The following is a 12,814-nucleotide window of genomic DNA, read 5'->3' as shown; positions in this document are numbered from 1 at the left end:
AAAAGTCCGATGGCGCACAATTGATGAGACGGCCCGCGGAGGCGGCGTCGAGGTGAGGGGGAGTCGACATGGAGACCGTGAATCTGGGCCGACCGAGAGACGAGCGGATCGATCGGGCCGTCCTCCAGGCGACCCTCGAGGAACTGTCGGAGGTCAGCTACACCGACTTCACGTTGAAGGCCGTCGCCGCGCGGGCCGGGACCTCCGTGCCTGCGATCCGCCGACGCTGGCCGAGCAAGGCTCACCTGGTCCACCAGGCCGTCTTTCCGGCCGACGTCGCCATTCCGCCCCGACGCACCGACACCGGCGTCCGCGACGAGGCGGCGGCCATCGTCGACGCCTGCGCCGCAATGATGTCCGTGCCTTCGGTGCTGCGCGCCATCACCGGCTTGTTCAGCGAGCTGGCCGCCAACGACGACCTGCAGCGCGAGCTCACCGATCGGTTGCGAGGCGCGGTCTGGCGCGACCTGACCGAACGGTTCGCCGAGGCCGCGCGACGGGACGGCATCGAACTGGAGGTGGATCCGGGCACGCTGGTCGAATCGGTCTTCGGCGGCGCGATGATCGCGGCGATGCTGCGCGGCTCCGACGGGCTCGACGCTGCGTGGCGCAACGACATGACCGACCTCATCTTGACCGGAATCCGCCCCTGACCCCGAACCGAGGAGGACGCCGATGATGCCCCTTCAGGAGATGTCCGATCGTCTGGAGATCCAGGATCTGCTCGCGCGCTACAGCCACGCGATCGACAGCCAGGACTGGGACGCGCTCGACACCGTGTTCACCGCCGACGCGCACATCGACTACACCGCAGCGGGAGGCGCCGTCGGACCGTACCCCGAGATCAAGGCGTGGCTGGCCTCGGTGCTGCCCGCGTTCGCGGTGACCCAGCACCTGGCGACCACCACGAAACTCGACCTCGACGGCGACATCGCGCAGGCCCGCACCATCCTGTTCAACCCGATGGTGTCGCGCGACGACCAGGGCGAGGAGCACGTGCTGTTCGTCGGGCTCTGGTACCGCGACCGGCTGGTCCGCACCGACGCCGGGTGGCGGATCGCTGAGCGCGTCGAGGAGAAGGGCTTCATGAAGGCGGTCTGACCCGCCTGCCGTCGGTCGCGACACGCCCGGGAATCACGTCGATGGAACCGAAGTCGGCTCCGCTGCGTCTAAGGGCTATGACAGCACAGAAGAAGCAACCGGTGCCGGTGGTCGGAGACGACGGGTTGACGACGGTCTCGTCGCGGACGGGGAGCATCAGCGTCACCTGCACGGCGGCCGGGCTCCCGGTCAAGATGACGATCGCGGCGGCGTCGGCGCGGCGGAAACCGGAGTCGCTGGCCCGCGAGATCCTCGCGCTCTGTCGACTCGCGGGAACGGCCGCCGGGGTGCGCACCCGCGGCGACCTCGGCGGGCAGGGGCTCGACGACGACACGCTCGGCCTGCTCGGCCTCCCGTCACGGCGCGACCTGGTCGCGGCTGAGGCTGCTGCCGACGCGTTCTCGGGGCGGGGGCGGCGATGAACCCGGCGATGGATGCGGTACAGGAGCGGGCGCAACGTCAGCTCGGTGCGCTCGAGGACGTCCACCGACGGCTGCAGGAGCTCCGGGCCACCGGAACGGGCGATCGCGGACGGGTGAGCGTGGAGGTGGACGGCAACGGCACCTTGATGGACCTGCGGCTGGCGCCGGGTGCAGGCGGCGGCAAGGGGACCCGCCTGGCCGATGAGATCGTCGGCGCGGCGGTGCGCGCCGCCATCGACGTCTTCGCGCGACGGGCCGAGATCATGCAGGACTTCTGCGGCGAGTTCGAAGCGCTGACCGGAGGCGTCGGCGCGTCGATGGAACCGAACGACGTGCTCGTGCGTCCAATCTCATGACACCCGATCAGCGAACTCAGGGGGAGACGTGAATCCAATCGTGGTGCACCCGCAAGCGGTGCAGACCTTCGGGGCGACGGCCGCGGCGCTCGGCACGGCGACGGCGGCCGTGGGCGCCGTCGACACCGCGGCCGTCAGTGCGGCGGTCACGGCGGTGTTCGGCCTGATCGGTCAGGAGTTCGCGGCGGCCTACGCGGTGGCACAGGCGAATCACCTCCGGGCCGTCGGCCAGGTGGCGGCCGCCCACGCGGCGACGGCGGCCGCGGTCACCGCGGGACTGGCCTCGTTCACCGGCGCCGATGCGGCTGCCGCCTCCGGAATCGAGGCCTGATGTACGGCCCGCGCGAGGCCGGCGCCGCCGATGCCGACGCGACCCAGCTCGGGGCAGCGGGAGGCGACGTCGTCGGCAGTCCGGTCACCGGAGTGCTGGAGGGGCTGGGAGTGAAATCGCTTCCCGCACCGGCGACGGTGGAACTGCCCGCGGGGCTGCCCGCCCTGCCGGACCTCCCTGCACTGCCGGTGCTCCCGACGATCGATCCGATGATGCTGTTGAAGCCGATCACCGACCTGCTCGGGGTCTTCGGCACCGGGCTCCTGGGCGGTGCGCCGGGCGGTGACCCGTCCGCGACCCACCAGCAGATCGCGGGGCTGCTCGAGAACGGCGTCGGGGTCCTCCTGAACGCGGCGTCCTCACTCGACGGCGGCTGGCTGGGCCAGGCGGCGACGGCCGCGATTACCGCGGCGACGCGCACCGCGGGCGAATCCGGCGTCGTCGCGGCGCAGGGCGCGGGCATGTCGATGGACTTGCAGGCCGCGGCCGCCGTCGTCGCCACCGGCGCTCTCCAGCTGCAGGGTGTGGTCGTGAAGACCGCCGGGCTGCTGTCGGCCGCGCTGCCCGCGATCGCAACACCGCCCGGCCAGATCGCCGCGCTGGGGATCGCGGCGGAAGGGCTGGCCGAAGGGCTCGCAGTGGTGGCTGCGACTCGGGCGCAGCTCGTGGCGCCCACCGCGCACATGGCGGCCAACGGTACGCCGGTACCGGTCACCGGAGTGCCCGGCGGCGATGTCTTCGGGACGGCCGCGACCCTCCTGCAATCGGCGTTGCCGCTGGTCCAGGCGGGGGCGCAGCTCGCGACCTCGCTGCTGTCGGGTACCGGGCTGCCGTCGAACGAACCCGAGACCCGGATCGGCGACCAGACATCGCCCGCACCCGGTGCCGCAGCACCCTGCCCGACGACGTGTGAGAAGTCCGGGGCGGCCACATCCGGTACCGGTACCGGTGCGACGAGCACCGGAGCGCCGAAACCGGGTGCAGGAGGCCCCACGGTCAAAGCTGCGTCCGCTGTGAGCGGCGGTGCCCCGACTACCGGTGGTGTCCCGACCGCCGTCGGCGTCAGCGCACCCGCGCCGAGCCCGCTCGCGGACTGCCCGACCACCACGAACGCGGTGACCGCGAGCACGTCGACTGTCAGCGCGGGCGGCCCGCAGATGACGGCGGCGGGTACCGGTACCGCGCTGCCGATGGCACCCGTCGCGACCGCCGCGGCCCGCCCCACTGACGTCGCCCGCACCGTGCCCGCGGTGCCCGCAACCGTCTCCGAACAGCCGGACGACGCAGGTCGGCTCTCCGCCATGACAGCCGAGTCGTTCGACTTCGACGTCGCACTGGCGCTGGGTCTCGGCGACCACGACCTCGCCGGATCAGCCTGATCCGGACCCCATGAGGAACACCCGAAGAACGACAATGAGAGGACAGCGAAATGCAAGGAGTGAGACTCGACGTAGCGGCGGGCCAGGCGTCCGCCGCATCCATCAAGGGCGTCGTCGACGAGATGCAGCGCATCGTCACGCAGATCCAGAAGTCGGCGGTCAGCGGTCGCGCGGGCTGGGACGGTCGGGCGTCGACCGCCTTCGAGACCACCCACACCGACTGGCACGCCGTCGCAATGAAGCTGCAGACCGCGCTCGACGAGATCGAGGCGAAACTGACGACTGGCTTCCGCGGCTACGACGACGAAGACACCACCGTCGCCTCACTGCTCAACGGCCTGATGTCGTAGCCGATCCGGCACGGCCGACCACAACCACACCAGCACTCCACACCGACACCTGACACAAAGGGGGACGACATGAGCGGTGGGCTCATCCGTTACGACTTCGCCAACCTCGGCACGCTCTCGGGCGACATCCGTGGGCAGTTCCAGCGGCTCGAAGAACTGTCCGGCCAGCTGAAACGACAGGTCGCGGCGCTCGCCACGAACTGGGACTCCGGCGGTGCCGGCGCCTACCAGCAGGCGCAGGCCAACTGGGATCGGATCTTCCTCGACGCCCGACTGCGACTGGACTCGCTGGGCACGGGAGTGGCCAAGGCGGCCAGTCACATGCGCGACACCGACGTCCGAGTGGGGAAGACCTTCAACGCATGACCGGACGGCACGCATCGCCGTGAGACGAGGCGGTGGGGCCGAGCACGTCGCTCGACCCCACCGCCTCGGTGCCACTCTCGGGTCAGGATCCGGTGTGGCCCTGCAGGAGTTCGGCGAACGGGGTCACCGCGCCGAGATCGTTGGCACCACCGGAACGACGAGGGGCATCGCTCCGATCCGTGGGACCGCCGAAACCGGCGACCGTTGCCGTCCCGACCAGCCGCTGCGCCAGCTCGCCGGCGGCGCGACGGATCCGGCCACCCAGCTCCGACGTCCCGAAGTCCTCCGTCGCCGCGAACACCGCGGTCGGCACGACGTCGGCCCGCAGGTAGTTCATCAGCGGCCGCACCGCATGATCCAGGACCAGGCTGTGGCGGGGAGTCCCCGCCGTCGCGGCGATCACCATCGGGACCCCGGTCAACGCCTCCGGATCCAACACGTCGAAGAACATCTTGAACAGTCCGCTGTACGACGCGGTGAAGATCGGCGTCACCGCGATCACACCGTCGGCCGACGCCACCAGGTCCCGCGCCGCCGTCACATCGGCCGGAGCGACACCCGAGGTGACCGTCGTCGCCAGCGATGCGGCGAGCGGCGCCAACTCCAGAACATCGACGTCGACGGCCTCGCCGCGGGCGGTGACACCGGTCCCGACGGCGTCGGCGAGCTGATCGGCCAGCAGGCGGGTCGACGACGGCGTCGACACCCCCGCGCTGATCACCAGCAGCTTCCGTGCCATGTCAGTGTCCTTCCGTGCCGGCGCCGACCAGGCTCTCGGCGGGCGTCACCAGGTGGTGAGGCGCGTCGGGACCGGCCGCGACCAGGCTCTCGTGAGTGGGCGGATCGGACGGGACGTGGGCCGGACGACGACGCTCGAACTCGGCGCGCAGCGTCGGGACCACCTCCTTGCCGAGGATCTCGACCTGCTCCAGCACCTGCTCCATCGGCAGACCGGCATGATCCACCAGGAACAGCTGACGCTGGTAGTCGCCCGCGTAGTCCGCGAAGCTCAACGTCTTCTCGATCACCATCTCCGGCGTGCCGACCGTCAACGGCGTCATCTCCGTGAAGTCCTCCATCGACGGGCCGTGACCGTACACCGGCGCGTTGTCGAAGTACGGGCGGAACCGGCGCTTGGCCTCCGCCTCGGTCTCCGCCATGAACACCTGTCCGCCGAGGCCGACGATCGCCTGATCGGCGGCACCGTGACCGTAGTGCTCGAAGCGCTGGCGGTACAGCTTCACCATCTGCTCGGTGTGCTCCTTGTTCCAGAAGATGTTGTTGTGGAAGAAGCCGTCACCGTAGAACGCGGCCTGCTCGGCGATCTCCGGCGAGCGGATGGAACCGTGCCAGATGAACGGGGGAGTGTCGTCGAGCGGTGCGGGCGTCGAGGTGTAGCCCTGCAGCGGCGTGCGGAACTTGCCCTGCCAGTCGATGTTCTTCTCCCGCCACAGACGACGCAGCAGGTGGTAGTTCTCGATCGCGAGGGGGATGCCCTGACGGATGTCCTTGCCGAACCACGGGTACACCGGGCCGGTGTTGCCACGGCCCAGGGTCAGGTCGACGCGACCGTTCGACAGGTGCTGCAGCATTGCGAAGTCCTCGGCGATCTTCACCGGATCGTTCGTGGTGATCAGCGTCGTCGTCGTGGTCAGCCGCAGCTTCTCGGTCTTCGCCGCGATCCAGCCCAGCATCGTCGTGGGCGAACTCGGCACGAACGGCGGGTTGTGGTGCTCACCGGTCGCGAAGACGTCGAGGCCGACCTCCTCGGCCTTCAGTCCGATGGCCGTCATCAACTCGATCCGGTCGTGCTCGCTGATCGTCTCGCCGGTCATGGGGTCGGTCGTCACGTCGCCGACAGTGAAAATGCCGAACTGCATCGCAGGCTCCTTAAGTGTCTGACCGCTTCTGCGGCTGTCGGTGGGTATAACCGGACCTCGGTCCGTTTCATTCCCTGTTCGTTGTCTGGCTTTGTGCGGGCGTGGGGTCGCCGTGAAAATTCTCTGCTCCGCAGTCCTCGCTCCTCGCCCTTGGGGCTCGTCGCTGTGGTTCTGTCTTCGCTCACTTCGGCTGCCGTCGCTCCCTCAGTCGACGCTCGCTCACCTCCGGAGGGGAGCGAGCGTCAACAAGGGGGGCGGGCGTTGCTTTGGGGAGCGAGGAGTGGGGAGTCGGCAAGTGCGACTAGTGTTTTCCGCACATATACGCACGTCGGATCGACTGAGGGGTCAGGAATGTCAACAGAGGGATCGACTCGGGCGATCATCGCCGCGCTCGCGGCGAACGCGGGGATTGCGGCGGCGAAGTTCGTCGGGTTCGCCATCACGGGATCGTCGTCCATGCTCGCCGAAGGCGTGCACTCGGTGGCCGACACGTCCAACCAGGGGCTGCTGCTGGTGGGGCAGCGGGCGGCGAAGAAGGAGGCCGACCAACTCCACCCCTTCGGGTACGGGCGGAACCGCTACTTCTACTCCTTCGTCGTCGCGCTCGTCATCTTCACCCTCGGCTCCATGTTCGCGCTGTACGAGGGCGTCCAGAAGATCCGGCACGCCGGCGACCACGGGCTGGACTCGCCGATCGTCGCCGTCGCGATCCTCGTCGTCGCCATATGCCTCGAGGGCTACAGCTTCCACACCGCGCAGAAGGAGTCGCGACCGCTCAAGGGCGACGCGTCGTGGTGGCGCTTCATCCGCTCCTCCCGCAGCCCGGAACTCCCCGTGGTGCTCCTGGAGGACGCCGGCGCCCTCATCGGTCTGGTGCTCGCATTGGCCGGCGTCGGCCTGACCATGCTGACCGGCGACGCGGTCTGGGACGGCATCGGCACGCTCTGCATCGGCATCCTGCTCGGTCTGATCGCGATCCTGCTGATCATCGAGATGAAGAGTCTCCTCATCGGCGAGGGCGCCACCGAAGAGGAGGACGCGGCCCTGCGTGCGGCGCTGCCCGGGCAGGACGTCGACCGCGTCATCCACATGAAGACGCAGTACCTCGGTCCCGAAGAACTGCTGGTCGCGGCCAAGATCGCCATCGCGCCCGGGCTCGGCGCCATCGAGATCGCGCACGCCATCGACGGCGCCGAAGCACGCGTCCGAGCGGCGGTGCCGCAGGCTCGCGTCATCTACCTGGAGCCCGACATCGATCGCGGCGAAAACTCCTGACCCGGCAATGCTGCGGATGCGACCTCTGTGAGCCGCATCATGCGCTACCGTGCGACACGCACCGATTAGTGTGAAAGGAGTCACTTCGTGACCACATCTGTGTCCCCGGCCCCAGAAGGGCGGGAGACGTGGACCAGTAACCGCGGCTTCATCCTGGCCGCGATCGGGTCCGCTGTGGGACTGGGCAACATCTGGCGATTCCCGGGTGTCGCTTATGAGGGAGGCGGCGGCGCCTTCCTGGTTCCCTATCTCATCGCTCTCGTCACCGCAGGCATCCCCATCCTGTTCCTCGACTACGCGGTCGGCCACCGCTTCCGCGCGGCCGCCCCGCTGGCGTTCCGCCGCATGTGGCGCAAAGCCGAAGCCCTCGGCTGGTTCCAGACCGCCATCCTGTTCGTCATCTCCACCTACTACGCGGTGATCATCGCGTGGTCGCTCAGCTACTTCTACTTCTCGTTCGGCACCAAGTGGGGCGACGACGCGAAGACCTTCTTCCTCTCGGACTACCTCAAGGTCGGCGATCCCGGCGTGTCCACGGAACTGGTCGGCGGAGTCGCCTGGCCGCTGATCGCGGTGTGGGGCCTGATCATCGTCATCCTCGCGCTCGGCGTCACCAAGGGCGTCGAGAAGCTCAACGTCATCGGCCTCCCGCTGCTGGTGCTGGGCTTCGCGGCCCTCGTCATCAAGGCACTCACCCTGCCCGGTGCGTCGGACGGTCTCAACGCGCTGTTCACCCCCGACTGGGGCGCGCTGACCGATCTCAACGTGTGGATCGCGGCCTACAGCCAGATCTTCTTCTCCATGTCGATCGCCTTCGGCATCATGATCTCGTACGCCTCCTTCCAGCGTCGCAAGGCCAACATGACCTCCTCCGGTCTGGTGGTCGGCTTCGCCAACTCGTCGTTCGAGATCCTCGCAGGCATCGGCGTGTTCTCGACCCTCGGCTTCCTCGCGCACCAGCAGGGCGTCGGCGTCGGCGACCTCGAAGGCATCACCGGACCGACACTGTCGTTCATCACGTTCCCCGCGGTCATCTCGCAGATGCCGGGCGCGACGCTCTTCGGTGCGCTGTTCTTCGGTTCGCTCGCGATCGCCGGCTTCACGTCGCTGATCTCCCTGGTGCTCGGCGTCTCGGTCGCGTTCCAGGAGAAGTTCGGCCTCTCGAAGACCACCGCCGCCGTCACGGTCGGCGTCGTCTCCGCCATCGTGTCGTTCGCGCTGTTCGCGACCACCACCGGCCTCATCGCCCTCGACACCGTCGACCAGTTCGCCAACAACATCGGCATCGTCGTCTCGGCGATCGCGATGTGCGTGATCGCCGTCTGGCTCGGCCGCACCATCGAGACCCTGCGCGGGCACCTGAACGCCGTGTCGACGTTCAAGGTCGGCAAGTGGTGGATCCCGGTGATCGGACTCTATGCGCCGATCTTCCTCGGCATCATGCTGATCCAGAAGGTGTACGACCTCGTCCAGAACGGCTACGAGGGCTACCCGACGTGGTACGTCGGCGTCTTCGGCTGGGGCACCGTCGCATTCCTCGTCGCGTTCGCCGTCGTCTTCACCGCCATCCGGTGGGGTGGGCGCGACGACTCGACGTTCGCCCCGTGGCCACCGCTCGACAGCTCCGCGACGACCGCCGCCGCAGCCGGAAAGGAGGCCGTCCGATGACCGCATCCGCCGTCGCCCTCCTCTTGGTCGCCGCGTTCGTCGTCTGGGGCGGACTGATCGCCAGCATCACCTTCCTGACCACGCACCCCGAGGTCACCGATCTTCCCGACGAGGGGCCGGTCATGGCGGCGGAGGACATCGTCCGCGCGTCGCAGCCGCACCCCACCCGTGACACATAGAGAAATGGAGCACCCGATAAGCGCCGGAGGGCCGGCGAACTGTCACACATCCATAATTGAAGAGGAGACATCGTGAGTAACCCTCTGTTCCGGGTGAAGTCGGTCGAGCAATCGATGGCAGACACCGACGAGCCGGACACCAAACTCAGAAAAGACCTGACCGCCTGGGACCTCACGGTGTTCGGCGTCGCGGTCGTCGTCGGTGCGGGCATCTTCACCCTCACCGCCACCACTGCGGGCAACGTCGCCGGCCCCTCGGTGTCGCTGGCCTTCGTGCTCGCGGCCGTCGCCTGCGGCCTCGCAGCACTCTGTTACGCCGAGTTCGCTTCGACCGTCCCCGTCGCCGGGTCGGCCTACACCTTCTCGTACGCCACCTTCGGCGAGTTCATCGCGTGGATCATCGGTTGGGACCTGATCCTGGAGTTCGCGCTCGCCGCCTCGGTGGTCGCGAAGAGCTGGTCGTCGTATCTGGCCGACGTCGTCGGCGGCAGCGGCACCACGTTCGTCGCCGGCGGACACGAGTACGACTGGGGAGCAGCGCTCCTCATCGGTGTCCTGGCGACCCTGCTGATCATCGGGACCAAACTGTCGTCCCGGGTGTCCTTCATCATCACCGCGGTCAAGGTGTCGGTCGTCATCCTCGTGATCGTCGTCGGCGCGTTCTACGTCAAGAAGGCGAACTTCACCCCGTACATCCCGGAACCGAAGGAAGCCACCGGCGAGACCGGTCTCCGCCAGACCCTGTTCTCGTGGATGACCGGCGGCACGGGAAGCGACTACGGCTGGTACGGCCTCCTCGCCGCGGCGTCGCTCGTCTTCTTCGCCTTCATCGGTTTCGACGTCGTCGCCACCACCGCCGAGGAGACGAAGGACCCGCAGAAGGCCCTGCCGCGCGGCATCCTGGGCTCCCTCGCGATCGTCACCGTCCTCTACGTCGGCGTCTCGGTCGTGCTGACCGGCATGGTCAAGTACACCGACCTCGCGGACAAGAAGACGCCCGACGGCAAGACCGTCACGTCGACGCTGGCCACCGCCTTCGAGATCAACGGCGTCACCTGGGCCCAGTGGGCGATCAACGTCGGCGCCCTCGCAGGCCTGACGACCGTCGTCATGGTGATGCTCCTCGGCCAGACCCGCGTCGCCTTCGCCATGTCGCGCGACGGTCTGCTCCCGCGCGGCCTCGCCAAGACCAGCAGTCGCGGCACCCCGGCGCGGATCACCGCGATCGTCGGCGTCGCGTCGGCCGCCCTCGCGTTCTTCTTCCCCATGGGAACGCTGGGCGAGATGGTCAACATCGGCACGCTGTTCGCGTTCGTGCTCGTCTGCATCGGCGTGGTCGTCCTGCGACGCACCCGCCCGGACCTCAAGCGCGGCTTCCGCGTTCCGCTGGTCCCGCTGGTGCCGATCCTCGCGGTCCTCGCCTGCTTCTGGCTGATGATCAACCTGTCGATCGAGACTTGGGTGCGATTCCTGGTCTGGATGATGATCGGCATCGTCGTCTACCTGTCGTACGGCGTGAAGCACTCGGTGCTCGGCATGCGCGAACGCAAGGAGCTTCCGGGCTATCCGCCGGTCGAACCCGAACCCGCCGGAGGCGGCGGGCAGGCCGACCAGACCTGAGCGCGATAGCGTAGAAGAACCACGACACGGTACCGGCCGCCGACGAGGCGGCCGGTACCGTCGTTCATGAAGTCAAGACTTTCCAATCGAGAGGGACCAGATGACCGCGCCTGCCAGCGCCCTGACCACCGAAACCCGTAACGGCATCGAGTTCAAGGTCGCCGACCTCTCCGAGGCCGAGTTCGGTCGCAAGGAGATCCGCCTCGCCGAGCACGAGATGCCTGGCCTGATGGAACTGCGTCGCGAGTACGCCGACGTGAAGCCGCTCCAGGGCGCCCGCATCTCCGGGTCCCTGCACATGACCGTGCAGACCGCCGTCCTGATCGAGACCCTCGTCGACCTCGGCGCCGAGGTCCGCTGGGCGTCGTGCAACATCTTCTCCACCCAGGACCACGCTGCCGCGGCCGTCGTCGTCGGGCCCTACGGCACCGTCGAGGAGCCGAAGGGCGTCCCCGTGTTCGCATGGAAGGGCGAGACCCTCGAGGAGTACTGGTGGGCCGCCGAGCAGATGCTCACCTGGCCCCCGACCGCCGACGGTGAACCCCGCCCCGCCAACATGATCCTCGACGACGGCGGCGACGCCACCATGCTCGTCCTCCGCGGCTCCGAGTTCGAGAAGGCCGGCGTCGTGCCGCCCACCGACGACAGCCACCCCGCCGAGTACAAGGTCTTCCTGCAGCTCCTGCGCGACTCCATCGCCAAGCACGCGGGCAAGTGGACCGCCATCGCCGAATCCGTCCGCGGCGTCACCGAGGAGACCACCACCGGCGTCCTGCGCCTCTACCAGTTCGCCGCCGCCGGCGAGCTCGACTTCCCGGCCATCAACGTCAACGACTCCGTCACCAAGAGCAAGTTCGACAACAAGTACGGCACCCGCCACTCGCTCGTCGACGGCATCAACCGCGGTACCGACGTCCTCATCGGCGGCAAGAAGGTGCTCGTCTGCGGCTACGGTGACGTCGGCAAGGGCTGCGCCGAATCGCTCGCCGGCCAGGGCGCCCGCGTCCAGGTCACCGAGGTCGACCCCATCAACGCCCTCCAGGCCCTCATGGACGGCTACGACGTCGTCACCGTCGACGAGGCCATCGGCAACGCCGACATCATCATCACCGCCACCGGCAACCTCGGCATCATCTCGTACGAGCACATGAAGAAGATGAAGAACCAGGCCGTCCTGGGGAACATCGGCCACTTCGACAACGAGATCGACATGGCCGGCCTCGAAGCCGCCGACGGGATGACCCGTATCAACATCAAGCCCCAGGTGGACCAGTGGGTCTTCCCCGACGGCCACAGCATCATCGTCCTCTCCGAAGGCCGCCTGCTGAACCTCGGCAACGCCACCGGCCACCCGTCGTTCGTCATGAGCAACAGCTTCGCGAACCAGGTCATCGCACAGATCGAGCTCTGGACCAAGGGCGACGAGTACGACAACGAGGTCTACCGCCTCCCCAAGCACCTCGACGAGAAGGTCGCGCGCATCCACGTCGAAGCGCTCGGCGGACAGCTCACCAAGCTGACCAAGGAGCAGGCGGAGTACATCGGGGTGGATGTCGAAGGGCCTTACAAGCCTGAGCATTACCGGTACTGATCGTTTCGGTTCCTGCCTGCCGCCGCATCGAGGGGTTTCCTTCGGTGCGGCGGTTTGTTCTATCGTGCGTCCGCTCGTGGCCGGGGTGCCGGTGGCCTCGTCACCGAGACAGTCCTCGCTCCTCGGCTAGCGCCTCGTCCCTGCGGAGAGCTCGGCGATCGATGCCACCGGCACCCCGACCACGGGCTCGTTTCTCTTGCCGCGCCACGTGAGTCCAGTGCGGAGGTTGCTGCCGTTGTGCTCCGGCAGTGCTCTGGCCGGGTTGTGCGGTTGGCGCTTTTCGTTGCGCTGTTGCG

The 12,814-nt window shown here is 68.1% G+C and carries 15 protein-coding genes; 13 read left to right on the top strand and 2 right to left on the bottom strand.

The genetic code is table 11. The annotated features are described in order from the left end of the window. Positions 1-68: 68 nt before the first annotated feature. The 8 genes from ACH46_RS15365 (at position 69) to ACH46_RS15330 (ending at position 4,305) form a co-directional block, all read left to right on the top strand. Positions 69-653, top strand: coding sequence for a TetR/AcrR family transcriptional regulator (locus tag ACH46_RS15365; protein WP_062393691.1), 585 nt, complete (start codon positions 69-71; stop codon positions 651-653). Between the two features lie 22 nt (positions 654-675). Then, the gene (locus ACH46_RS15360) at positions 676-1,101 is read left to right on the top strand and encodes a nuclear transport factor 2 family protein (RefSeq protein WP_062393690.1); all 426 of its coding nucleotides are present in this window, start codon (positions 676-678) and stop codon (positions 1,099-1,101) included. A gap of 77 nt (positions 1,102-1,178) precedes the next feature. Next, entirely contained in the window at positions 1,179-1,523 is a 345-nt protein-coding gene (locus tag ACH46_RS15355; protein WP_226995642.1) for a hypothetical protein, read from the top strand. 8 nt (positions 1,524-1,531) lie between these two features. Beyond that, positions 1,532-1,879 (top strand): YbaB/EbfC family nucleoid-associated protein, encoded by a 348-nt coding sequence (locus ACH46_RS15350; RefSeq protein WP_226995641.1) that lies wholly within the window; start codon positions 1,532-1,534, stop codon positions 1,877-1,879. A gap of 28 nt (positions 1,880-1,907) precedes the next feature. Next, on the top strand, positions 1,908-2,210 hold the full coding sequence (locus tag ACH46_RS15345) for a hypothetical protein (protein ID WP_062393688.1): 303 nt from the start codon (positions 1,908-1,910) through the stop codon (positions 2,208-2,210). After that, positions 2,210-3,589 carry a hypothetical protein gene (locus ACH46_RS15340; RefSeq protein ID WP_062393687.1) on the top strand — a complete coding sequence of 460 codons (1,380 nt, stop codon included), beginning with the start codon at positions 2,210-2,212 and terminating at the stop codon, positions 3,587-3,589. The genes ACH46_RS15345 and ACH46_RS15340 overlap by 1 nt, the downstream gene beginning before the upstream one ends. 50 nt (positions 3,590-3,639) lie before the next feature. After that, a complete protein-coding gene (locus ACH46_RS15335) occupies positions 3,640-3,939 on the top strand; it encodes a WXG100 family type VII secretion target (RefSeq protein ID WP_062393686.1) in 300 nt (99 codons plus the stop codon). Positions 3,940-4,008: 69 nt separating this feature from the next. Then, positions 4,009-4,305 (top strand): WXG100 family type VII secretion target, encoded by a 297-nt coding sequence (locus ACH46_RS15330; RefSeq protein ID WP_062393685.1) that lies wholly within the window; start codon positions 4,009-4,011, stop codon positions 4,303-4,305. Between the two features lie 82 nt (positions 4,306-4,387). On the opposite strand, the gene ACH46_RS15325 is transcribed toward ACH46_RS15330, so the two are convergent. Together ACH46_RS15325 and ACH46_RS15320 are read right to left on the bottom strand one after the other, a co-directional pair. After that, positions 4,388-5,044, bottom strand: coding sequence for a CE1759 family FMN reductase (locus tag ACH46_RS15325; RefSeq protein ID WP_062393684.1), 657 nt, complete (start codon positions 5,042-5,044; stop codon positions 4,388-4,390). Between the two features lies 1 nt (position 5,045). After that, on the bottom strand, positions 5,046-6,185 hold the full coding sequence (locus ACH46_RS15320) for an LLM class flavin-dependent oxidoreductase (RefSeq protein WP_062393683.1): 1,140 nt from the start codon (positions 6,183-6,185) through the stop codon (positions 5,046-5,048). A 351-nt stretch (positions 6,186-6,536) separates the two neighbouring features. Here ACH46_RS15320 and ACH46_RS15315 point away from each other — a divergent pair, with 351 nt between their 5' ends. From ACH46_RS15315 to ahcY, 5 genes are all read left to right on the top strand, one after another. Beyond that, entirely contained in the window at positions 6,537-7,460 is a 924-nt protein-coding gene (locus ACH46_RS15315; protein WP_062393682.1) for a cation diffusion facilitator family transporter, read from the top strand. A gap of 87 nt (positions 7,461-7,547) precedes the next feature. After that, a complete protein-coding gene (locus ACH46_RS15310) occupies positions 7,548-9,128 on the top strand; it encodes a sodium-dependent transporter (RefSeq protein ID WP_062393681.1) in 1,581 nt (526 codons plus the stop codon). After that, complete coding sequence (locus ACH46_RS15305; RefSeq protein ID WP_062393680.1) at positions 9,125-9,307, top strand: MetS family NSS transporter small subunit; 183 nt, start codon at positions 9,125-9,127, stop codon at positions 9,305-9,307. Before ACH46_RS15310 ends, ACH46_RS15305 begins: the two co-directional genes overlap by 4 nt. 72 nt (positions 9,308-9,379) lie before the next feature. Then, positions 9,380-10,927 (top strand): amino acid permease, encoded by a 1,548-nt coding sequence (locus ACH46_RS15300; protein ID WP_062393679.1) that lies wholly within the window; start codon positions 9,380-9,382, stop codon positions 10,925-10,927. 100 nt (positions 10,928-11,027) lie between these two features. Beyond that, positions 11,028-12,518 (top strand): adenosylhomocysteinase, encoded by a 1,491-nt coding sequence (ahcY, locus tag ACH46_RS15295; protein ID WP_062393678.1) that lies wholly within the window; start codon positions 11,028-11,030, stop codon positions 12,516-12,518. Positions 12,519-12,814 lie beyond the last annotated feature (296 nt).

The sequence above is a fragment of the Gordonia phthalatica genome (assembly GCF_001305675.1).
In the GTDB taxonomy this organism is placed as follows: Bacteria; Actinomycetota; Actinomycetes; order Mycobacteriales; family Mycobacteriaceae; genus Gordonia; species Gordonia phthalatica.
The sequence above is the reverse complement of the archived record's forward strand: the minus strand, read 5'-3'. Positions and strand labels throughout refer to the sequence as shown.

Bases quoted from the DNA above. Each gene is read 5' to 3' on its own strand.
- ACH46_RS15330 (WP_062393685.1), top strand. From the start codon at position 4,009: ATGAGCGGTGGGCTCATCCGTTACGACTTCGCCAACCTCGGCACGCTC.
- ACH46_RS15315 (WP_062393682.1), top strand. From the start codon at position 6,537: ATGTCAACAGAGGGATCGACTCGGGCGATCATCGCCGCGCTCGCGGCG.
- ACH46_RS15360 (WP_062393690.1), top strand. From the start codon at position 676: ATGATGCCCCTTCAGGAGATGTCCGATCGTCTGGAGATCCAGGATCTG.
- ACH46_RS15355 (WP_226995642.1), top strand. From the start codon at position 1,179: ATGACAGCACAGAAGAAGCAACCGGTGCCGGTGGTCGGAGACGACGGG.
- ACH46_RS15325 (WP_062393684.1), bottom strand. From the start codon at position 5,044: ATGGCACGGAAGCTGCTGGTGATCAGCGCGGGGGTGTCGACGCCGTCG.
- ACH46_RS15320 (WP_062393683.1), bottom strand. From the start codon at position 6,185: ATGCAGTTCGGCATTTTCACTGTCGGCGACGTGACGACCGACCCCATG.
- ahcY (WP_062393678.1), top strand. From the start codon at position 11,028: ATGACCGCGCCTGCCAGCGCCCTGACCACCGAAACCCGTAACGGCATC.
- ACH46_RS15335 (WP_062393686.1), top strand. From the start codon at position 3,640: ATGCAAGGAGTGAGACTCGACGTAGCGGCGGGCCAGGCGTCCGCCGCA.
- ACH46_RS15305 (WP_062393680.1), top strand. From the start codon at position 9,125: ATGACCGCATCCGCCGTCGCCCTCCTCTTGGTCGCCGCGTTCGTCGTC.
- ACH46_RS15350 (WP_226995641.1), top strand. From the start codon at position 1,532: ATGGATGCGGTACAGGAGCGGGCGCAACGTCAGCTCGGTGCGCTCGAG.
- ACH46_RS15365 (WP_062393691.1), top strand. From the start codon at position 69: ATGGAGACCGTGAATCTGGGCCGACCGAGAGACGAGCGGATCGATCGG.
- ACH46_RS15340 (WP_062393687.1), top strand. From the start codon at position 2,210: ATGTACGGCCCGCGCGAGGCCGGCGCCGCCGATGCCGACGCGACCCAG.